This window comes from Bacillus sp. NTK074B, from assembly GCF_017303375.1.
Taxonomy (GTDB): domain Bacteria; phylum Bacillota; class Bacilli; order Bacillales; family Bacillaceae_B; genus Rossellomorea.
In genome coordinates, this window is the sequence record NZ_JAFKOH010000013.1 from 14,637 (window position 1) to 37,191 (window position 22,555).

At 44.9% G+C, this 22,555-nt stretch carries 21 protein-coding genes; 4 read left to right on the forward strand and 17 right to left on the reverse strand.

What is annotated here, in order from left to right; genetic code table 11:
* Positions 1–2: 2 nt before the first annotated feature.
* The 8 genes from JI667_RS18525 to JI667_RS18560 all read right to left on the reverse strand — a co-directional run bounded on the left by JI667_RS18525 (position 3) and on the right by JI667_RS18560 (position 9,350).
* A complete protein-coding gene (locus JI667_RS18525; protein ID WP_244668391.1) occupies positions 3–1,460 on the reverse strand; it encodes a PH domain-containing protein in 1,458 nt (485 codons plus the stop codon).
* Complete coding sequence (locus JI667_RS18530; RefSeq protein ID WP_206857741.1) at positions 1,450–1,929, reverse strand: PH domain-containing protein; 480 nt, start codon at positions 1,927–1,929, stop codon at positions 1,450–1,452. The genes JI667_RS18525 and JI667_RS18530 overlap by 11 nt, the downstream gene beginning before the upstream one ends.
* 73 nt (positions 1,930–2,002) lie before the next feature.
* Positions 2,003–2,965, reverse strand: coding sequence for a UV DNA damage repair endonuclease UvsE (gene uvsE / locus JI667_RS18535; RefSeq protein ID WP_206857742.1), 963 nt, complete (start codon positions 2,963–2,965; stop codon positions 2,003–2,005).
* A gap of 47 nt (positions 2,966–3,012) precedes the next feature.
* Positions 3,013–3,984 carry a nuclease-related domain-containing protein gene (locus JI667_RS18540; RefSeq protein ID WP_206857743.1) on the reverse strand — a complete coding sequence of 324 codons (972 nt, stop codon included), beginning with the start codon at positions 3,982–3,984 and terminating at the stop codon, positions 3,013–3,015.
* 279 nt (positions 3,985–4,263) lie between these two features.
* Positions 4,264–5,784 carry a DEAD/DEAH box helicase gene (locus JI667_RS18545; protein ID WP_206857744.1) on the reverse strand — a complete coding sequence of 507 codons (1,521 nt, stop codon included), beginning with the start codon at positions 5,782–5,784 and terminating at the stop codon, positions 4,264–4,266.
* Between the two features lie 261 nt (positions 5,785–6,045).
* Entirely contained in the window at positions 6,046–6,735 is a 690-nt protein-coding gene (locus JI667_RS18550) for an alpha/beta hydrolase (RefSeq protein ID WP_206857745.1), read from the reverse strand.
* 93 nt (positions 6,736–6,828) lie between these two features.
* Positions 6,829–8,205, reverse strand: a complete 1,377-nt coding sequence (locus JI667_RS18555) for a UDP-N-acetylmuramoyl-tripeptide--D-alanyl-D-alanine ligase (protein ID WP_206857746.1) — start codon at positions 8,203–8,205, stop codon at positions 6,829–6,831.
* A 74-nt stretch (positions 8,206–8,279) separates the two neighbouring features.
* Entirely contained in the window at positions 8,280–9,350 is a 1,071-nt protein-coding gene (locus tag JI667_RS18560) for a D-alanine--D-alanine ligase (protein ID WP_206857747.1), read from the reverse strand.
* A gap of 297 nt (positions 9,351–9,647) precedes the next feature.
* Here JI667_RS18560 and JI667_RS18565 point away from each other — a divergent pair, with 297 nt between their 5' ends.
* From JI667_RS18565 to JI667_RS18575, 3 genes are all read left to right on the forward strand, one after another.
* Positions 9,648–10,835, forward strand: a complete 1,188-nt coding sequence (locus JI667_RS18565; protein WP_206857749.1) for a dicarboxylate/amino acid:cation symporter — start codon at positions 9,648–9,650, stop codon at positions 10,833–10,835.
* 253 nt (positions 10,836–11,088) lie between these two features.
* Positions 11,089–11,640 carry a GNAT family N-acetyltransferase gene (locus JI667_RS18570; protein ID WP_414635250.1) on the forward strand — a complete coding sequence of 184 codons (552 nt, stop codon included), beginning with the start codon at positions 11,089–11,091 and terminating at the stop codon, positions 11,638–11,640.
* A gap of 15 nt (positions 11,641–11,655) precedes the next feature.
* Complete coding sequence (locus JI667_RS18575) at positions 11,656–12,741, forward strand: NAD(P)/FAD-dependent oxidoreductase (protein ID WP_206857751.1); 1,086 nt, start codon at positions 11,656–11,658, stop codon at positions 12,739–12,741.
* A 724-nt stretch (positions 12,742–13,465) separates the two neighbouring features.
* Here the strand turns inward: JI667_RS18575 and JI667_RS18580 are convergent.
* The 7 genes from JI667_RS18580 to JI667_RS18610 form a co-directional block, all read right to left on the reverse strand.
* On the reverse strand, positions 13,466–14,893 hold the full coding sequence (locus tag JI667_RS18580; RefSeq protein ID WP_206857753.1) for a dihydrolipoyl dehydrogenase family protein: 1,428 nt from the start codon (positions 14,891–14,893) through the stop codon (positions 13,466–13,468).
* 12 nt (positions 14,894–14,905) lie between these two features.
* Complete coding sequence (locus JI667_RS18585) at positions 14,906–15,487, reverse strand: CDP-alcohol phosphatidyltransferase family protein (RefSeq protein ID WP_206857754.1); 582 nt, start codon at positions 15,485–15,487, stop codon at positions 14,906–14,908.
* A gap of 14 nt (positions 15,488–15,501) precedes the next feature.
* Positions 15,502–16,161 carry a TVP38/TMEM64 family protein gene (locus JI667_RS18590; protein ID WP_206857755.1) on the reverse strand — a complete coding sequence of 220 codons (660 nt, stop codon included), beginning with the start codon at positions 16,159–16,161 and terminating at the stop codon, positions 15,502–15,504.
* Positions 16,162–16,173: 12 nt separating this feature from the next.
* Complete coding sequence (locus tag JI667_RS18595) at positions 16,174–17,139, reverse strand: ABC transporter ATP-binding protein (protein ID WP_206857756.1); 966 nt, start codon at positions 17,137–17,139, stop codon at positions 16,174–16,176.
* Positions 17,136–17,825, reverse strand: a complete 690-nt coding sequence (locus JI667_RS18600) for an ABC transporter permease (protein WP_206857757.1) — start codon at positions 17,823–17,825, stop codon at positions 17,136–17,138. Before JI667_RS18600 ends, JI667_RS18595 begins: the two co-directional genes overlap by 4 nt.
* Before the next feature lie 118 nt (positions 17,826–17,943).
* Positions 17,944–18,807 carry an ABC transporter permease gene (locus JI667_RS18605; protein WP_206857758.1) on the reverse strand — a complete coding sequence of 288 codons (864 nt, stop codon included), beginning with the start codon at positions 18,805–18,807 and terminating at the stop codon, positions 17,944–17,946.
* Positions 18,785–20,017: an ABC transporter substrate-binding protein gene (locus tag JI667_RS18610; RefSeq protein WP_206857759.1), complete on the reverse strand. Its 1,233-nt coding sequence runs from the start codon at positions 20,015–20,017 to the stop codon at positions 18,785–18,787. The genes JI667_RS18605 and JI667_RS18610 overlap by 23 nt, the downstream gene beginning before the upstream one ends.
* 204 nt (positions 20,018–20,221) lie before the next feature.
* Here JI667_RS18610 and JI667_RS18615 point away from each other — a divergent pair, with 204 nt between their 5' ends.
* A complete protein-coding gene (locus tag JI667_RS18615; RefSeq protein ID WP_206857760.1) occupies positions 20,222–20,710 on the forward strand; it encodes a BsuPI-related putative proteinase inhibitor in 489 nt (162 codons plus the stop codon).
* Between the two features lie 37 nt (positions 20,711–20,747).
* Here JI667_RS18615 and sfsA read toward each other — a convergent pair whose 3' ends face one another.
* Positions 20,748–21,473, reverse strand: a complete 726-nt coding sequence (gene sfsA / locus JI667_RS18620; RefSeq protein ID WP_244668392.1) for a DNA/RNA nuclease SfsA — start codon at positions 21,471–21,473, stop codon at positions 20,748–20,750.
* Positions 21,474–21,487: 14 nt separating this feature from the next.
* Positions 21,488–22,261, reverse strand: a complete 774-nt coding sequence (locus tag JI667_RS18625; protein ID WP_244668393.1) for a hypothetical protein — start codon at positions 22,259–22,261, stop codon at positions 21,488–21,490.
* Positions 22,262–22,555: the final 294 nt, after the last annotated feature.

A 22,555-nucleotide genomic window follows, 5' to 3' on the forward strand; every position in this document is an offset into this window, starting at 1 on the left:
TCTTATTTATTATGGGAAAACCAGGAAGCGATTCTTTGTATATCTTCTTGATCAAGATCCCTGACAGGACTCGCATAGCCCGCTACTCCCGATTTAACTGTGGTCGTAAGACTCCCCAGTTCATTTCTCGATTGGAACCAGCTCACTTTCGCATCCAGTGACTGAATTCTACTCTTCTTCATATACATCGTATTCTTCAGGACGCCTCTATAACGTAACGTTAATTGCCCCCCATCAATCCTAAAGCCTCCTGCACGGTATTGGAAATAGCCAAGAATACCAAAGGGCAGGGCCAAGAGAGTTGCCCAAAGACCATATGGCCAATAGAAATAACAGGCAATTGCGGTCGGCACCAATACCCATGCTGTTTGTCTGAATACATACCTTCTCATGGAGCGTCCCGGCAGCCCCTTGAAATCATTTTCAATGATATAGTCGGGTAACAGACCTGCCAACAACCCAGGTACCCGCTCCTTCTTTACAATCGGGAATAACTTAATGCTCATGCTATCCTTCTCCAAAACAGATCCGCCCGCATTTTCAATATGTACGGTACAATAACCGATCAGCTGCCTGACTGGATTCTCCACAACCCTGATTCCCTGAACCCGATTAAGGGGAACCGTCACCTGCTTCTTCTCAAGGAGCCCCCTGGTGATCACGATATGATCATCGACTACCCTGATCTTAAAATCACCATAAACAATGAATGTCCAAATGATCGAAAGCAACCAGGCAAGAAGCAGCCCCACAAATGCAGTCAATGCGACAATGAAAACTCCATTTTGGATAAAAACGGCCACTTCTTTATACAGGGCCTCATACGGAATAAGTTCATTGAATTGGGACAGGAAGATAGCTACACCCGAAATGATGACACCTACTCCACCAGAAGTTGCCGCCAGTACCCAGATGTCTTTAGACCCCAGGGTGAAAACGGGTTTCTCCTTCCGCTTTTCGGGTTGTTCTACCGGAAGATCCTCTGGCACCTTTTGGCCCTTCTTCTCCTGATAAATCAACTTTTCTAAGTCGGTTGCTTCCTCTTTTGAAATGGCCGTCAGTTCTGCTTCCGATTCCCTGGAGTTTGAGGAACCGGCTGTTTCGACTTTCACCTTCACTAGACCAAACGGACGATGAAGCACCCCTTCTGAGAAATTCAGGCTCTGGATCCGGTCGATCGGGATATACCGTTTTTTCTTTACAAAAAGCCCATATTCAATCCGGAGCTCACCCTCTTCTACCCGGTATGTAAATCGCAGCCATTTAATGATTCCGAATACGAGGACGACGATGAGAACGACAGCCATGGATAAAAGCGGGAGATAATCCCAAAACCCGTTTTTCTCTCCCCGATTGTTTATGACAAACAGAAATACAAAGGGTACAATCAAATCCTTTAATTGCTTAATGAAACTTGCCACTGCCGAAATGGGATGAAGGCGTTTGTGCTCAGACATCATCTTCCGCCACCCTCGCCAATTGTGATATTGAATTCCTCAGCTCATCGGCTTCTTCCATGTTCAATGCCGGAATCTCATGAACGGTGGCTGCAGTCGATATTGTAATCGTTGATAGCCCATACCTTTTTAAAATCGGCCCCTGCACCGTATCGACGTGCTGGACCCTTACCATAGGAACGAGCGTACGCTTAACAATGAAGATTCCCCGCTGCAGTTCAATTTCCTGCTCCCTCACTTCATATCGCCATCTTTTCCATTTTATCTGCGGCAGCAAGTGAGCAAACACATATGTAAAAATAATGAACACCGTGACTGCTATGAAAGTTACCCATTGGGGCCATTCAAATATGTAAGTGAGTACGATGGCCCCGGCTGCAAGCAATGCTACGGCCAGCGACTCCAACCCCCCATATATTCTCCACACCTTCAAGGCCATGGGTGAAATTCTCTTTTGCGGTTCTCCTATCATGCCAATCCCCCTCACATCTCTCTTACTAAATCTTACAATATATATACGATTTGGAACAGAGATGGTTTCAGATCTATTGTAGAATAAACGAACTCTTATCTACCCATTGAATTTCTTTATGCCCTCTAAGATCCTCCACTAATTTGAACAAAGCGTGATCCTTTTTCTTCGCTTCAATCATACAATCGATTTCCTCCACCGTTCCTTTGATTCCGTGAAGGAAGTCTAGAAACATGTCGGGATTGATAAAATCCGCATGGGCTCTAAATTCTTCCTGTGACCGGGGGCTTGAAATATGCATTTTCACCGGGAGCGGGGACTGACTCCACGTTCCAACGACCCTTTCCCAGTCGAGTAGCCAGTCCCTCTCGTGGTTCGCAAGATGATGATGATAATCAAATACAAGGGGAATGCCCATTTTCTCACACAAATAAAGAGCGTCCGCTGCGCTGAAAACCGCGTCATCATTTTCAAGGATGACCATCCTTTGAAGAGAGGCAGGCGTCAGTCCCCAATTATGAATAAATTGCTCAAGGGCCTTTTCCTTATCCTCATAAGCCCCGCCTACATGAAGAACGCAGCGATGGGTTGGATCGATCCCCATACCTTTTAACAATGCCTCATGCATCTTCAAAGTTTTTAGCGTATTCTTCAGCACATCCACATCGCTCGAATTTAAGAGGACAAAGTGATCAGGATGGAAACCCACCCTCAACGGATGAAGCCCGAGGTAATCCTTTATCTCATGGAGTTCATTCTTTAATGGGGAAATGAAATCCCACCCCTTCAACTCCGGATGATTTGCTAAGGGAATCAACTTTGAACTGAACCGGAAGAAATGGATTTCATTCAGGACATTATGCTTTAAGAGCCTGAGACAATTTTGCAAATTCGACCGGGCGATTCGTTCTAATTTGTTGATCGCTGCTTCTCGGTCTTTTATTCCTGCGAATTGCTTATACGTCATCGTTTGAGAGGGAGAGGCATTTTGAAGATTCATGCTCATGGCTACATAGCCAAGTTTTACGAGTGTCATGGGTGATGGACTCCTTTTTGGGGTTAGTATGTGCTTTAGGTGGGGAATTATCTCGTCGGTTTTGAATAGGTGACAGATTTGGTGCACCCTTGGGTTTGGAGCTGAAAGGATTTCAACAGTTTGTAGGCCGTGTTTCTTGAATTTAGATGGAGGAAGTTTCTTATTTCCCTATTGGTCAGGTGGTTGTTTAGGAGTAAGAAGTATTCTTGGATGGCTTTGGTGTGTGCGGTTTTAGAAGAGTTATGGCACTTAGAGCAGGACCACGATGCACTGATTCGGATCATCGGAATGTGCTGGCAATTCTCGCAGCGTACACCGGTGAGGATATCGTTCTTTGATAGGGAATAGGCAGTTAGGATATCTACTTCTGGTTCTTCGTGATTTCTTAGTATAAGTCTTTTCATTTTTAAAAGTTCTTTATTTGTAACGGTCGGGGTGGGATGTTTCTCGTTGAACTCCTTCATCTTATCGATGACATTTTGAGCATGGATAATCTGCTTATAGGGATTGTTCGGCTCCGGGGGTACGGTGTAATTCAGAGTGGTAGATGGGTTGCTGAATACGACAAGGTGTTCGATCGGGGGATGCTTCAATTTATTGGTGATGAGCCATTTCTGCAGTAATAACTTATACCTCAGCACTTGGGATACCGGGTCGACGAACCCTTCTGTCACTCCTTTATGAGTTCGGGTGAGCTGCTTGATGAAAGGGTCTATGGTGACCACTCCTGATATGTTTTTTACTTCGATGATCAAGATATAAAATGGGGTCAGGAGGAGAAAGTCCATTTGAAAATGATTTAAGAAGATGGGGAGTCTTACATTATAAAAGACCTTGTATCTTTTATCTCTTAGAAAAGTGAGGTGGTAGTAGATCGTGGATTCTCCTTTATAGCCAGCCTTTCTTTTTCTTAAGTCTTTTTCAATGAGGGGGATTTTGGGATGCTGATGGAGGATACGTCCTGATAATGCTTCTGTTTTTTCAAGGATAATCGGGATTTTTAGTTCTTTGCAGATCAATTGATCACTCTCCTTATGTGGTTATGGGTATTTAGTTCGCCGCAGACCGGAATATTCCTTCTTCTGATTTGGAAATATTAACATATTAATAAGGATTGCGTCATTATTGGCCCTGATTGCGTCTTTTTCTTCATAATTGCGTCGTTTTTTTATTTATTGCGTCTTTTTCAGTGATAATTGCGTCATTTTACAAATATTGGAACAACACTCCTCTCAAGCTCTCCCAAAACCATAAAAAAACACGACAACCCCTAAAGGTCATCGTGTCCTATCTAATAATCAAGAATTGTTATAAGATTTACGCTTGCTTGAAGATTGTGGTCTGCCGCCGCCAGTACGGTTGCGATCTCCGCCACGGCTTCCGCCTCCGCGATTTCCACCGCCGCTGCGTGAAGATCCACCGCGGCTTCCGCTGCGAGCTCCACCTTTGTATCCACCGCCGCGATTTCCACCGCCGCGATTTCCGCCACCACCTCTTGATGGTAATGGACGCTCTTCCGTGATTTCAACCGGAGTTGTATCAGGCTCTTTCGTCAATACACGGATCGCTGCTGCTACCGCTTGAACAGGATCGTGATCTCCCAGGAACTCTTCAGCTAATTGATAGTAATCTTTAATATCACTTTCTTTCGCTGCTTCGGCTAATTTTTCTAGAGCCAGGCGTTGTTGACCTTCCAGGGCTTCGTTTAAGCTAGGTGGCTTAAGGGCTGTCATTTTCTTCTTCGTTGTTTGTTCAACAATTTTCAGGTAACCCATCTCTCTTGGTGTTACAAACGTGATGGACATACCCTTCTTACCTGCACGACCTGTACGTCCGATACGGTGAACGTAGCTTTCAGGATCTTGAGGAATATCAAAGTTGTAAACATGTGTTACACCAGAAATGTCTAATCCACGAGCAGCAACGTCTGTCGCGATCAGGATATCGATACGGCCTTCTTTGAACTTCTTAAGAACCGTCATACGACGGGCTTGAGAAAGATCTCCGTGGATTCCTTCAGCCAGGTAGCCGCGGATGCTAAGAGCTCTAGCTAATTCATCTACTCTACGCTTTGTACGACCGAATACAATCGCAAGCTCAGGTGATTGAACGTCGATTAAACGGGAAAGAGTATCGAATTTTTCTTTTTCACTTACTTTTGTGAAGAATTGTTCGATGTTCGAAACCGTTACTTCTTTTGATTTAACCTTGATTACTTCCGGCTCTGACATGAAGCGGTTTGCAATGCGGCGGATTGGATCCGGCATTGTGGCAGAGAATAGAAGTGTTTGTCTTGTGCTTGGGACTGTTTCAAGAATGCTTTCAATGTCTTCGATGAAGCCCATGTTCAGCATTTCGTCTGCTTCGTCAAGTACAAGTGTTTCAACATTTTCAAGGTTAAGTGTTTTACGTTTGATATGGTCAAGTAGACGACCTGGTGTACCCACGATGATATGAGGGTTCTTTTTCATCGCGCGGATCTGACGTTGGATGTCCTGTCCTCCATAGACAGATAACACGCGAGCACGTTTGTCGGCTCCGATACGATATAACTCTTCAGAAACTTGGATCGCAAGTTCACGAGTTGGCGCAATGATAAGAGCTTGAACGTTTGGATTTTTTACGTCGATTTTCTCAATCATCGGAATACCGAAAGCTGTTGTCTTACCTGTTCCAGTTTGTGCCTGACCGATAATATCTTTACCTTCTAAACCTACTGGAATTGTACTTGCCTGAATTGGTGTAGCTTCTTCAAAGCCCATACGTTTGATTGATTTCAACGTAGATGCGCTTAAGTTTAAATCTGCAAACTTAGTCAATGTTACATTCTCCTTTAATTTACATCTTTTATAACTAATCAATATCTGATTATATTTTTAGGTCGGAACGAAATCTTACCCACCGAAAGACTTCGGTATCTAATCTAAAACCGTCTATATGAGATGTTTAGTTTTATGTTTGGTACAAAAAAATACACTCTTCAAATTAGAAGAGCTAGCACGTCCAACAAAATAAGAACTATGTTGTAGTAATGTTACCACTTCTAGAAATGAATTTCAATCTAATGTCAAATAGTCAATCTATTCACTTTGAAGAAATTGGTAGATCTTATCAAAAAGATCGTGCTTATCTTCGCTATGACAAATCAAGTGTTTTGCTTCTGGGGAATAGAATACGTTTTTCTCTTTTGAGGAAATAGTCTCATATATATATTTCGCTGCTTTAGGGGGGACTATTCCATCATTTTGTCCTTGGGCGATAAAGGTCGGGATATTCACCTTACGAAGAAGTGGACGAGCGATACGGACGACTTTCCTGAATTCGTATGTGGAAAGAATGGGAGTTTGTGTCACTTTAAATTTATACCGTTTGTACAGCTCGTTTTCAACTATATTGCCTTGCATTCCTTCTTTGATCAAATTCCCAATATCTTTCAGTATCTGTTTGACATTTATATAGTAGGCTGCGGCGCTTAAGAGCACGAGCTTACCTATGTCGTATTTCACTGAAAGATAGGAAGCAATTAATCCTCCCATTGAGAAACCGATGACATAGACCTCGTCACAGGTATGAAGCAAACCCTTCAGTTCAGTCTCAGCATGTTCAATCCATTCAATATGCTTGATCCCTTTCAAATCGAGGGTTTCCCCATGCCCTGGCAGGGTGGGCACGACGATTTTCCAATCGGTCCGTTCTTGAAGGAACTCTGCCAATGGTTCCACTTCAAACGGGCTTCCTGTAAAACCATGGATTAATAAACAACCGATCATGTTATCCCCACTTACTTATCCTATAGTAGGGAGCGAGCCATACTCCCACATCTTCTACAAGCTCATTTTGTTCATTTTTATAGGGGTTTAAACTCAAGTTTTCAAGCTATCAATGATTTCTTCAAGCTTCATCCCTCTGGACGCCTTGAATAAAATCAGTTCATCCCCTTTAATGGTAGATGCTAATACACTCGTCAGCCTCTCTTTATCTGTAAAAGAATGAACCCGTTCTTCCGGGAAATTCTCCAGGGCACCTGTTGCAATCAAGGTTGCAAGCTTACCGAATGTAAACACTTGCTGGATCTTCTCAGAGTCGATCATACGCCCGATCTCTTTATGAAAATCTTCTTCGTTCTCCCCCAGTTCCAGCATGTCACCAAGAACGAGAATCTTCGTACGGAAACCTTCAAGCTCCGACACAAGCCCAATGGCGGCTTTCATGGAAGTCGGACTGGCATTATAGGCATCGTTAATGATGCTTTCGCCCTTTGTTCCTTCCAACATTTCCATTCTCATTTGGGTCAGCTTCAAGGACTGTAAGCCCTCTTTCATTTCATCTATACTCAGTCCGAAATGACGGCCGATCAGGATTCCGGCAAGGGCGTTATGGATATTATGCTGACCTAGGACAGGCAGGTAGAATGTTTCACCCTCCGCGAAAGACGTTTCAAAGTAGCTTCCTTGATTATTCATTTCGATTTTTGTCGGGTAAATCGTATTGGAACCGCTTCTTCCGAATGTCTCCATATGCTTCAGGCCGAGACTTTTAACACCTTCCTGCAGCAGCGGTTCATCTCCGTAATAGGCAAACAATCCGTCAGCTTTCAGCCCCTTGACAATTTCAAGCTTAGCCTTGGCAATGTTTTCCCGGGAGCCTAGGTCCTGAAGATGGGATTCACCGATATTCGTAATGATGGCTGCATCCGGCTGGGAGATTTCAGATAGGAGTTCAATTTCCCCGAAACCGCTCATCCCCATTTCAAGCACCGCCACTTCCGCGTCCTGAGGCAGGGAAAGAATGGTTAGTGGGAGACCGATATGGTTATTATAGTTCCCTTGTGTTTTATGAACCCGGTATTTCACGGAAAGCAGATTGGCCACGATATCCTTGGTGGTTGTTTTTCCGTTACTTCCTGTAATGCCGATGACCTTTAGTTCCAGTTCATGTCGGTACTTGTTCGCCAATTCCTGAAGGGCAAGGAGTGGATCCTCCACTACCACCACGGGTATGTCCTCAGGGGGATCAGGGACATGAACATCCCAGAGTGCAGCAGACGCCCCATTTTCAATGGCTTGTCGTACAAACTGGTGACCGTCCACATTCTCCCCTTTAAACGGAACAAATAAATTGCCGCTTTCAATTTTTCTCGTATCGATGGAAACACCTTTTACCACTACAGAATCAAACGCGGAAAGATCGTTTTTCACATCAATCATGATACAGATATCTTTAATCGTCTTATCGATCATTCGTTTTCTCCTTTTCCTCTTTTTATCATCAAAATAGAGCAGGGACTGCCTTTTGGCGGTCAGTCCCTAGTTGTTTACATCGTATGTTTAATGGTTTGTTTGTCTTGATATCGTTCCATACCGAGTTCCACAAGTTTCCCGATCAGGGTAGGATAATCGACTCCAGTGTGCTTCCATAGAAGCGGGAACATACTAAATGGCGTGAAACCAGGCATCGTATTCACTTCATTCATATAAATTTGACCATCTTCAGTCAAGAAGAAGTCCGCGCGTACAAGTCCTGAACAATCAAGGGCTTTATAAGACTGGATCGCAATGTTCTTCATTTCATTATAGGTGCCGCCTTCTACTTCCGCAGGGATGATAAGGGCTGTATCCCCATCCTCATATTTCGCTTTGTAATCATAGAAATCTTTCTTAGGGACGATTTCACCTGCGACAGAGCATTCTGGCTGATCATTTCCAAGTACGCCAAGCTCGATCTCACGCGCCTTCACGCCTTCTTCAATGATGATCTTGCGGTCGAATTGGAATGCTTCTGCGAAAGCCGTGTCGAGTTCTTCCCGTGACGTACATTTGCTGATTCCAACAGATGAACCCAAGTTTGCCGGTTTCACGAAACAAGGATAGCCAATCTCTTCTTCCACTTGTTTATAAGCAGCTTCCGGATTTCCTTTCCATGTGCTGCGGATGAACCATGTGTAGTTGACTTGTGGAATGCCCGCCTGAGCAAACAAATTCTTCATGATGACTTTATCCATCCCGGCTGATGAAGCAAGGACGCCATTCCCTACATATGGAAGATTCAGCAATTCAAGCATACCTTGAACCGTTCCATCTTCCCCGTTCGGTCCGTGAAGCAATGGGAAAATCATATCGTAACCTTCAGATTCAGAAGGAGAGATGGATGTACTCAACGCATTAGGGGCGATCTCCTCCCCTTCTTTAAATTGCAATGCTTTCACGTCTTCAACGGGAGCGTTCAATTGTGGACCCTTGACCCACTTGCCTTCTGTCGAGATAAAAACAGGGTGAATGTCATATTTATTTAAGTCCAGGGCACCGATCACGGCCTTGGCTGTTTGCAGAGATACATTATGTTCAGCAGATTTACCACCGTACAGTAAGCATAACTTGGTTTTCATGTATGAGTTACCTCCAATATTCACAATAGATGTTTCTATTTTATCACTTTCATGGGAAAGGGAAAGAATGATTCCATTGGAAATCAAAAATTACCACATTTGTCTTGATTCAAATGGCATTCGGATCAATGCCCACTATATATGTATGCAAACGAAAACCAGTCCTGCGACAGTCTTACCATTATTATTCTGAATACACTTAAGATTTCGCCTATTTAAAAAGCTATTAAAATTTCACTCTATAAGGTGTATAATCCTCCTATTAAAAACATTTGTACTTTCAAGGAGGACACCCAGATGAGAAAGCTCGGTTTACTGCCTAAAATCCTTTTAGGTATTGCGTTAGGTATTGTCATTGGTGCATATGCCCCGGAATGGTTTGTGAAAATCTTCGCTACATTCAATGGATTATTCGGAAACTTCCTTGGTTTCGCGATTCCGCTGATCATTATCGGCTTTATCGCCCCAGGAATCGGATCCATGGGTAAAGGCGCAGGGAAACTTCTTGGATTAACCACCGCTCTCGCTTATGGTTCCACAGTGCTTGCAGGTTTGCTCGCCTTTGTGGTTGCGAAGTCTATTTACCCATCTTTGCTCGCAAATCAAACGTCCCAATCATTTGAAAATCCGGAAGAAGCTCTTCTCAAAGGTTTCTTCACAGTGGACATGCCTCCGGTCATGGGCGTGATGTCGGCACTCCTTATCGCGTTCACCATCGGCCTTGGTATGGCGGCCATCAAAGGGGACACTCTTCAAAAAGGGATGGATGAATTCAAGAACATCATAGAACTTGTGATTGAAAAGATCATCATTCCGCTGTTGCCGATCCATATTCTTGGGATCTTCGCCAATATGACGCAAGGCGGACAGGTGAGCGCCATCATGTCTGTATTCGCAAAAGTTTTTGTCATGATTATTCTATTACATCTTATCTTTTTAGTGATTCAATATACAGCTGCCGGTACATTGCGAAAGCAAAACCCGCTTTCCATGATGAAAGGAATGCTTCCTGCTTACTTCACGGCACTTGGAACTCAGTCTTCTGCGTCTACCATCCCGGTGACGCTGGAACGTTCAAAGAAGATCGGTTCAAGGGAACGCATTGCCGACTTTTCTGTTCCTCTTCTGGCAACGATTCACTTATCAGGGAGTACCATCACTCTTGTCAGCTGTGCCATGGCGGTCATGTTCATACAGGGTGAGGCCCTGCAGTTCACTCAGCTGTTTCCATTCATCTTGATGCTCGGCATCACGATGATTGCAGCACCAGGTGTTCCAGGTGGCGCGGTCATGGCAGCACTCGGATTACTTGAAACGATGCTTGGATTCGGACCGACCATGACGTCCCTGATGATCGCCCTATATCTCGCACAGGACAGCTTCGGAACAGCCTGTAACGTAACAGGAGACGGTGCCATCACATCCATCGTCGACAAATTGACCCAAAACAAGAAAGCACGTGTATCTTCTATTAAAGCAAGCTGACCTGCGAGAGGTCCGTCCCTCCACTTTGAGGGACGGACCTCTGCTTGATGTTTGGAGGATTTGTCCATCTGCCCTTGTAGGTGCCCTTTAAAGAAGAATGGCCCTTCCACCGTTTCACCGGGTTGCTTCTTGCGGGCAAGATCCTTGTTCACTTTCCATCACTGTCCCTTTCATCCCCTCTGCATCTTCCCTGAAGCATTCTGTTATTTTCTGTATAATGGAAATAGTAACATATGAAAGGAGTGCTAATACATTGAAATTAACCGGTCAGCGTGTAACACTTAGAAAAATAGAAGAGAGAGACCTTCCTACCCTATGGGATTATATTTATGGTGATCCATCTCCTCAGTGGAAAAAGTGGGACGCTCCATATTTTGAACATAAGTACGTTCCCTTTGAAGAATATATGGAGTCATCCATCCGGAATAAAAATCGCAGCGATGAATTTCAGCGGATCATCGAGGTCGATGGGGCCATCATTGGAACCGTGGCATACTACTGGGACTATGAACCAACCAGATGGCTTGAGGCAGGGATCGTCATATATGATCCGGCATACTGGAACGGAGGGTATGGAACCGAAGCCTTATCCCTGTGGATCGACCACCTTTTTACCACAAAAGAAATCGGTCGGGTCGGCATCACGACATGGTCAGGAAATGAACGGATGATGAAGGCCGCAGAAAAAGTCGGCATGCAGCTTGAAGGACGCATGCGAAAATGCCGCTATTATGATGGCGTCTACTACGATTCCATCCGCATGGGTATGATCCGGGAAGAATGGGAAGAACAACGCGCTCTCTAAAAAAGGAGATCCTTAATGAAGACAATCATCCTGGTCGGTGGCGGTCACAGTCACCTTCACTGTTTAAAGAAAATAGATGCTCGGGAAGAAAGCGTGAAGTGGATTCTCATTTCCCCTTCCCGTTATCAATATTATTCGGGAATGTTCTCAGGTTACACAGAAGGGATTTACGCACTGGAAGAGACCCGTATTGATTTAAAAAACCTATGTGAGGGGACCGGCTGTGATTTTGTCGAGGGGACTGTCCTCTCCATTGATCCCGATCAACAGCATCTCCTTACAGATCAAGGCGACATTTTCACGTACGACTTTGTTTCCTTCGACATCGGGTCACGGAATGACTCAATGGAAATTGAAGGCTTGCATGAGCACAATCTAGCCATCAAACCGAACTATCGCCTCCCTGAACAGATCGAGAAGCTTCATAACAGCAGAAGAACCGTCTTTATCGGTGGCGGAGCGGCGAGTATCGAAATGGCATTATCCTTAAAGGCATGGAAAATGGACAAGGGTTATGACGAACATTCCATAGCGGTTGTCCACGCCTCCCCCCTTTTAAAAAAGGCCGGGTCCTTATCATCTAAAAAGATGACGGATGTCGCTCTTTCAAAAGGCATTGAGTTGCACCCGGGGCGGGTGACAAAGATTGAGGGGGCTCGACTGCATACTGATGAAGATGAGACCTTAGACTATGATGAAGTGATTTTCTTAGGTGGACCTAAGGCACCACCGTTGTTCGGGACCAGTGTGCTGCTGAACGATGAAAAAGGTTTCCTGTTAGTAAACAGCTATCTTCAATCAGTGGAATATCCTAACGTGTTCGGAGCCGGGGACTGCGCGACTTTACAAGACTTCCCTGACCTCCCGAAAAACGGGGTCACGGCTGTGCGGCAAGGTCCTGTGTTATGGAAGAACCTGACCGGTGCAGCGGCGGGTGGAAAGATTATTCCCTTTGAACCACAAAAACGATACCTTGCGATTATGTCCCTTGGAAATAAGCAGGGCTTCTTAACATACGGGGCATTTTCACTGGTCAGCGGATGGGCTTGGCGGTTGAAAAATTGGATTGATGTGAGGTTTATTGGAAAGTATGAGGGGTGAGGTGATAGGTTTTGATGTTGGTGTTTCCGGTGTTGGGGAGGTTCATGGACTGAACGATCTTAAGAGCTGTCTTTCTGGATGACAAATGGAGAAATTTCCTTACCTGTTTATTCGTTATGCTGTGTCCTAATAATAAAGAATAGTCAACGAAAGCAGATATATGTGCGCCTTTTGATTTACCACCGCACTTTTGACACTCATCGGGAAAGTTTATTAACGGTGTATGCTTTTTCACTAATAAACTTGATATTTTTCTAATTTGTTTAAAGGGATGGTGCTCTCTTCCATGGGATTTCAGGAGAGATAGAATTCTTTCCTCTACATTTATTTAGAAATATACCCCAAATAATAATCTAATTGTAACTCCCCTCTGTATCCGGCTTTTCGTTTAGCTAAGTCAGCTTTGACGACCTCCCATAGTGAATGGTTAGGCCGCAATCTCTCTACTAACCTATCGTTCATTAAAATCCTTCGTGGAGTTTCTCTGTCTTTAGCAATCAATCTATCAACTCCTCCTATTTCATTCTTTATCTATTCGACAGAGGAGAAAAACACCCTTTATTTTTCCAAATATAATAGTGTTTCGTGAAGATTTGTCGGTGTGAACTGCCACCTATAATCGAACTTGTGCCACTTACCGAACATGTGCCACTCGCCAACTCTCCACCACCACACAAAAAAACACGACCACCTCACCAGCGGTCGCGCTCTCCAATATACATCCTTATCGAAATAACTCCACATATTTCTTACTCAACACAGGCAGGACGCCGTCAAACAGTTTCTCTCTCCAATACAAGTCCGCCGTTTGCTGTACAGCTGCTGCGTGATTAGGGTAAGGGTAGACCATATTGGACAGGGAACCGATCTTGCTCCCTTTTTCCATGGCATATATGACGGGCTGCATCCAGTCACCTGCACCGGAACCAACGGCATGGGCGCCGAGTATTTTCCCCCTCGAGTCTGTGATGATTTTGACGAGACCTTCTGTTCGGTGATCGGCGACGAAACGGTCGACCTTGTCCAACGTTGTCTTGTACACTTTATATTCTATTCCTTTTTCCACGGCCTCTCCTTCAGTCAGTCCAATATGGAAGATTTCCGGAGTGGTATAGGTCGTCCATGGCAACTTACTGTAAGAAACCTTTCGTTTCAATCCAAACACGGCATTTTGGACGACGAGCTTCCCTTCCATTCCGGCTCCGTGGGTGAACGGGTAGCGGCCGTTCACATCCCCGATGGCGAAAATATGGGAATGGTTCGTCCTCAGTTCATCATTCACTTTAATGAAACCGTGGTCGTCAATCTCGACTCCGGCAGCGGACAGGTTCAATGATTCTGTCCCAGGTTTGCGGCCGGTTGCTAAAAATAACAGGTCCCCTTCCACAGATTGCTCTACTCCGTCTTTCATATAGTGAACCGTCTTCTGCCCGCTATCCTGCTCTGAAACCCGTTTGATTTCCGCTCCATACACAAACTGAATATCCTTTTCCAGTAGTCCGGTTGCCACTTTACGGATTTCCTTATCTTCTTTCACTAATATCTCATCATTTTGTTCAAGGACCACAGCCTCTGCACCCAAGTGAGAAAATGCCTGGGCAAGTTCAAGCCCAATCGGACCTCCGCCGACGAATACAACCTTACTTGGCAGCTCCTCAACGTCAAATACCGTTTCGTTCGTATGATACTCTACCTCAGAAAGGCCGTCGATATCCGGCACGTTGGGGCTTGATCCAGTCGCCACGACAATCCTTTTCCCTGAAATTCTGTCCTCTTTCTCCACCAGTATGGTGTGAGAATCCAGGAACTCGGCTCCTCCAAAGTAAATATCGACTCCCATTTGCAGGAACCGATCAGGATCATCATGCTGTTGAATATGTGATATGGCGCCTTTGACTCTTTCTTTCACCTTCTTCATATCGACGGTACCGTTGGTTTCGAACCCAAGAGCACTTCCATTCCGGATGGTCGAGACTTCTCTTGCTGCCTGGATGAATGCCTTTGATGGGACACAGCCAAAGTGAAGGCAGTCTCCACCAAGGAGTCCGCTTTTTTCGATGAGGGCCACTTTGGCTCCAAGGGAAGCGGCTCCCGATGCGACGGTCAGCCCACCTGCGCCTCCGCCTATGACTATTAAATCGTATTGTTCCATCTCCATCTCTCCTTATGAAAGTAATCGTTTCGCTTCTAGAAATCGTTGAATACCCGTGTACAATTCAACTGCAAAAAACAGTAAGGTCGTCCACAGGACAATAGACGGAAATAACATCATGACACTGAACAGGATAAATCCTTCCGTCCTTTCTGCTAGCCCCGCCTGGTAATAGAATGACTTCATGCCCTGCTTTTCCGATACAGCTCCGACAGCCAGAAAAACGGTCATGGAAATGATGATGGAAACACTCAGTAAGAGGAGGGCCCACATGATGTCAGGGTGAAGAAAGGCAACACCGAGGATGACGCTGATCTCAACAATCCGATCAAAAGTCACGTCCATGACGGTCCCAAAGGGAGACGGCTTGGTCAACCGGGCCATCGTACCGTCCACTGCGTCGAGGAATCCGGACAACCATAATAAGATGACGGCGGGAATCGGGAACCCCAGGAAATATACCAATCCGGTGACAGCTCCCACGACAAAGGCCGTGACCGTCACTTGATTGGCCGAGAGCCCCTTCTTCAAAAACAGCCTTGCCGTTCCTTCTATACTCGGCTGCACCCATTTGCGGGCGTGTGTGTCTAACATATCGTTCCCATCCTTTACTTATCTTCTTTACCCGATAATCCCAGCCATGCTTTCATCTTCTTTTTGAAAATGATTGGTACGATGATCATGACCAGGAAAAATGCGAGGGCGAAATATAATTTCGTTCGGTCTTCTCCTACCAAGCTTGACCCCAGGAAGACGTAGCCAAACGTACCTGGTAAAATTCCGATGGCCGTCGCGAGAATGAATGGTAGGTATCTCACCTTTCCCATCCCTGCCAAATAGCTGATCAAATCAAAGTTCAGGAATGGCACGAGGCGTAAGAGCAGGACATAGAAGAAGCCGCTCTCATCCATTTTGTCCCGTATCTTCTCTAAGCGTGGGGATGGCCTTTTCAGCCATTTTGCCCCCAGGAAGGTGGCTGCATAATAGGCGACCGTGGCACCACCGAGGGCTCCGATAATAATATAAAAGAAGCCTTCCACAGCACCGAATGCGAGCCCCGCCGCAAGGGAAAGGATGGAAGCAGGGAAAAGGATCAATGGCCGGATCGTGTAAGCGGCGATGAATACAATGGGAGCCCATATGCCAAATGACACAATCCAGTCCCTGATATCATGGGGCTTTACATGAAAGAAATTCCGGCTCAGCCACATGAGGAACAGTAATACCGCAATGAATAACATGATCTTGCCGATTTCCTTCTTCTTCATTATACTTCCCTCCTATTCCTCTATCTGAAACGTTCGAATGTTCTCTTCCTCTGCATAGAGCCAAACCGTATCGTTTATTGAGTCCCAATCAAGGGGAAGGTTCAGCTCCTGCCTTAGTTCTTCAACCCATATTTCATAAATATCCGTTCCTGCCATGAATAATTTTTGGCGTACCCTCCCTTTCCAACAGGGTGAGCTGAAATCCTTTCCGGAAGAAACCACTTGAATATGGGAAGCATGAACAAACCGCTGCCCTTCCAGGATGAGGCCATCACTCATAAATGTCGCAACGAAGGCGGAGACGGGATGGTAATAGACATCCTCGGGACTACCGATTTGCACGAAACGACCTTCTTGTAACACTGCCACGCGATCTCCCATCTCATATGCCTCATCACGGTCATGGGTCACGAATAGGACCGTGGTCTCCTCTTCCTTTAGAATGTTCCGGACCCATTGTCTCAACTCTTTCCTCAGCTGCAGATCAAGACTGCTGAATGGTTCGTCCAAAAGCAATAGTTTTGGCTTCAGTATAAGGGACCGGATAAGGGAAACCCTTTGCTGCTGCCCCCCGGAAAGCTCTGAAGGGTAATGGTGAACGAATTCCCCGAGTCCGACTCTTTCTATATAATCCTTCGCTCTCTTCTTGTTTTCCTTATTGCTCCCTTTCATTTTTAACCCGTACATGACATTTTCAAGAACGTTCATATGGGGGAAAAGTAAGGGCTGTTGAAAGACCATGCCTATGGGGCGGTTCTGGGGCTTGATGGAGGAAATATCGCTGCTTTCTATTAACACTTTTCCCTTCGTGGCAGATTCTAAGCCTGATAGAATGCGGAGTAAGGTCGACTTCCCTGAACCTGAAGCTCCAACGAGTGACAGAATCTCTCCTTTTTCCAAGGCAAGGGTTGTGTCGGACAATATTTCTTTTCCTTTAAATGTTTTGGATATCCCTTGTATCTTTATAAATGAACTCACCTTTTCTTCCTCCCTCTTTGCTGCTGATATGGGAGCATGAACGTTAAACACCCCTCAAGAATGAGATAAAACGCAATGGGGATGAGGGCGAACACAATGGAGAATGCTGCCATGACCGCCTCATCTGCCGTATTGGTAAACGGATAGTACACCATCGCCAGAGTCACCACGTTCCCTCCCCCAATGATTGCCGTCAAAACGTATTGACTTAAAGAAATGACAATCGTCAGGAATAATACACTTCGGATACTTGGTAACAGAAGCGGTAATTCAATATGGTACAGACGCTGAATGGCACTCCCTCCAAGGATGGTCGATTGTTCGATTAATTTGGTACCGATGCGTTCATAGCCTGTTTTAAACATTTTGATGCTGTAAGGGATGGTCGGAACCAAATGAACAAGGGCCACACCCAGCCAGTGATCGGAAAGGCCGTATCGTATGAACGTGATATGAAGTCCGATCGCTACAACCAATACAGGTATAAAGAGGGGGAGCATCAGAAGTGCTTCAAGCACCGCCTTTCCCCTGAAAGAGGATAAGGCAGAGGCTTTTCCTGAGGTGAGCCCGATCAGCAGATTGAGGGCAAGGACAATAAGGGCAATCCAAATCGAAACTCCGATGGAATCGAGGAATTCCCCTTCATGCCATAACAGTCTCCAAGCCCTTACGTGTGGTTCACCCATATCCGGACTCCCCCATACCCATACACCAAAAAAGCTTTTGTAAAGCAGAAAGAGAATGGGAAAGACGAAAAGGATGAAGGAAATACTGTAAAATAACGATTTTCTCATGTTAACACCTCTAATTCCCAATCCCTTTAGTGATGTGCATCCGTATCTTGTTCGTGCTATAAAGGACGGCCCACATGAAGATCCCGATGACGAGACCTGTCAGGACAAGGGAGGCAAACGCCAGTGGACGGTCACTCCAGTTGCCGCTGTAAAACCAGTCATATGCAAGGATTGGAAGCATCTGCGGGGACGTCACCCCAAGCAGCTGAGGAACCTCAAATGCGGTAAATATGAAAGCAAATAATATTGCACCGGTTTCAATAAACACCGGCAAAATCAAAGGCCATTCCGCCACCCAAAAAGCTTGATACGGACCCGCTCCAAGTAAGGAAGCGACCTCTTTATAGCTTTTTGAAAGGGTTGCATATACTGGGAGCAGCATCAGAGTCACAAACGGAACCTCCTTCCATACATATGTCAGGATAATACCGATCCCGCCCCGGTCCTGAACCAAAATCGGAAATTGACTGCGATCGTCAATCCATCCAATCATCCCGGAAATAGTTGAAAAAAACCCGCTCTGATTAAAAAGTAAGTAGACAAGATAAGCCCAGACAAAATGGGGAACGAGCATTGGGATCCACACGAGCAGTTTATGTCTGGTTTCCTTTAATAAAGGAGAGAATGCCTTCACGATCGCCAAGCCGATCACAAGGGCCAGGACGGTGGAGACGGTCGTCACCGTCAAGCTGAAGAGGATAGATGAGACAAAACGATCCTCTTCAAACAACTTTCCGTAATGCCTGAAGGTGAAGACTCCCCCATCCCTAACACTTTCAAGGATCGCAAGGACGATTCCCAATCCCGGAATCAGGAGAAAGAAGAGGATGCCCGGTATGATCAGAACGGCATTATTGACCTTCAGCCACTTCATGGATCCAGTTCTCCTTTAACCATTCTACATAAGCAGCATCGAGCTCACCATTAAAGGATTCTTCAAGCGTAGATGCCTCCAGCACACTTTCTCCACGTTCGATCTCCATGAATTTCTTCTTCCAGTCTTCATCAAGCTTTTCATAAGAAATCGGTGAGCTTTCCCCCCAATAATCCGGCTTCAGTTTCTCGTACTGTGCTTCCGGGGATAGGAACTCATTAATGGCCACCATGGCCCCCTCTTTATTGGGGCTGTTGAATGGAATCGACAGGAAATGAGTATTTCCGATCGATCCGACGTCTTCAAGGAGGAAGGACTTTGTGCTTTCAGGAAACACTCCGTCTTTGATCAAATGCTCAGCCCTTGCTTCGTTATAGCCCATCGTCATCCATACTTCTCCCTGGCTGTACAGCTTATCCAGATCCGTCAGGGTGGAAGGGTAGGTCTCACCATTCCTCCACAGGTATGGCTTCATTTCATTCAATTCGGTCCAGACATCCTTTCCGATTTCGTTCGCTCTTTCTTCATCAAATCCAACCTGTGCCAAATTCTTGTCGGTTTTCGCATAAAGAAGATGTCTAAGAAAGGCATTCCCCGTAAAATCACTCGGGTTAGGATAAGTGAATTTCCCCGGATTTTCTTTCATGAAGGCTTTTAACTCTTCAAAAGTAGCAGGAGGATTTTGCATTTTTTCACTGTTATAGAAAAAGACGAATTGAACTTTTCCCCACGGGGCTTCAAACCCCTCTGTTTCGGTCCCGAAGTCGTATTTAAACGCGTCACTATTTGTATCAAAGTATTTTTTATAGTTCGGCAGTTTGTCCGTGAAGGCTCCTGCCAGGAGATCATTTTCTTTTGCATTTTTAAAATTTTCTCCGTTGACCCAGACGATATCGATCGTTCCCTTTTCTTTGCCTGCCCGCTTCTCAGTTTGTAGCTTCTGAAGGATTTCAGCTGTATTCAATGGTACCCGGTTCAGTTCTATGTTGTTCCTTTCTTTCAGCAAGGGAACCATGACGTCATCAATATACCCGTTGATCCCGTCGTCTCCTCCCCACATGAATAGATTCACTTTGCTCCCTTTCGCTTTTGAAGCGATGCCCTCCCAATCATCGTCCGGAAGTTTACCCGTATCACTTGCATCCGAAGAGCCACAAGCGGATACTAATAGTAAGGAAATCATGCTCATCATAGCCAACCATTTTCTCATCCATCCTACTCCTCTGCGTTTTACTATAATTCTATTGTACTGAACACAATAATATAAAAAAGTAATCTGCCTTACATATAGCCTATTGGAAGAAATGAGGAAGAGGAGGAACACATCCTCCTGTGTCTTCATGCTCATCTTCCATAAGGTGTGTAACCTTTTGCATCATAACATGTCTACTATGGTAAGGAGGTGACGTTCAACATGAAACGACTAATGATGATGACGATCATTCTTATGGCGGGGTTGACCGGATGTGGGACGGCTGATGACAATGGCAGCGGGCCGACGAATAAAGGAACAGACCAGGAAGCAGGTGAAGATATGTCTGTACAGAAAGGGATTGTTGCAGGAGCAATGGAACCTTCATTAACAAAACAAGATTCGGAAGATCAGAATGTTTATGTATATTCAGTAAAAAACCAAACAGAGCAAGAAAAAACGTTTATCTTTTCATCGGGTCAGAAAATCGACTATGAACTGAAGAACGACAAAGGTGAAGTCATATATAAAGATTCGAAAAATAAGATGTACACCCAGGCAATACAGGAAATCACAGTGAAGCAGGCCGAAGAATTTTCTCAGAAGATTGTTCTGCCCAAACTCGAAAGCGGTACGTATACCCTAACGGTTTGGATGACGGCCAAAGGGGATCAAGATTATAAAGCAACGGCAAAAGTCCAAATCAAATAGGTATATAAAAAGGATTAATCTTACACACATTGTGAGATTAATCCTTTTTCGTATATACAGGTATAGGTCCATCCAAAGAGATGCGATCGGGCGTCACGATGCAGCTTCTTCCAAAGAAACGGACACCTTGATATGCGGCCATTTCCATCACCTGGGCAAAATGGGGATCGATTTCAGGCGCGGAGGTGATTCCCCGTAAGTCCTTCCGCTGGGCAATAAATAAGACCGCTGATTGGTAGTTTCCCTTCCTTTGCAAATGGGTGAGTTCCTCTACATGCCTCGCTCCCCTTGCTGTAACGGAATCGGGAAATTTACCTATTCCATTTTCCACCATGGTGACGCTTTTTACCTCAAGTAGTAATTTTTGATCATTTTGTTTATGTTTAAGTAAGAAGTCAAAGCGAGACCCCCCTACCTTATATTCGGCTTTTTCGAGGCGCCAATCGTTTAGTTCCTCTAACGTTTCCAATTGCAGGGCTTCACGTACGAGGGTATTCGGGTATTGAGTATTCAATGAAACATAGATATCGTTTGTGGGATCGTGGGTCATCACTGCCGACCATTTCGTTTTCCTTTTGGGATCTTTGGATTCCTGGAGCCAAATTGGTCCTCCGGGTACCAAAAGGTCCTTCAATCTTCCGGGGTCAGGCAAGTGGACTTTTTCTCTTGAACCTGAAGGAAGCTGACACATTAACACAAACCGATTGAGTCTCTCAAGAAAGATCCCTTGAACCAGGGTATCCTGGAATGGTATCTCTATCAAGGCTTCACGCCCCCTCATTTAAGCAGAGCACTCCAGCTCTTCGTTTTTCGGTCAAAGGATAATAAGCCGTTGGCAGGTGACTTCCGGACCTGTTTATAGTCCTCCGCCATTTCATCCATGTCATAATAATCTCCGATCACCCAGATGGGAATTTCAATCTTCCCTCTGCTTAGTATGGCTTTTTCAAGGGAAATGACCATTCCCTCTTTTAATTTATCTTTGAAGGAATGAATGACTTCTTTCCCGATCACAGGGTAAGGTTTCTCCTTTTTCATGCCGAACAGGCCTTTTCCACCCTTGACGCTGCTGAGCTTTGAAGAAAGAGTCGATCCAAGCATATGATAAAAGTCCTCGAAGTCCCGGTAATATACTTTATTGAACCAGCCATCATCATGGGAAAGATAGGCATATCGATTATTCAGCTTGGAATAAAAAGGAGGATGTAACGGCTGCTTGATATGTCCCATATAGAGGAGTTCTGCAATTTCCTGGCCGTTCAATTCATCGACTCCCACTTCTTCCTCAAAGTCGATCCAGCAGAAATCTCCATAGTTCTGAACCCCATCGTTCATGAGCTTCTTCATTTCTTTCTGCTCCACATATTCCATATGAGTATGTATATTGAAAGAACCTTGTTCGTATTGGTGTTTAATTAGAAGTAAGTTCTTTAAAGGCTTACGGGCATTGTTAACAAATTCATTAAAATGGATTCCGTAAGAAACGACATACTGACGATCCGGATTCTTGTGAACATAGATGATATCTTTAACTTGGTTATTTGCCTTCAAGAACATTCCCTCCATCTGATTAACACGGTGCACAGTTCATATATTCTATTTTATCAAATAACGAAGCTACTTGTACTTTTCTATTTCATTTCAAAATGATGACAAAAGTCGCAGGGAATTGTCGAAAATAGTCATATTATGGTACTTGAGGCTTGATCTATACTAATTCCCGAAGGCTGTGACAAATATTATCAGGAGAAAGGCGCTGGTTGATCTTAAGAATAGCCAATCAATATGTTGGTTTGATGACTTTATTTCTAAAGTCGAGGGTCGATATGGACTTCTAAACTAACA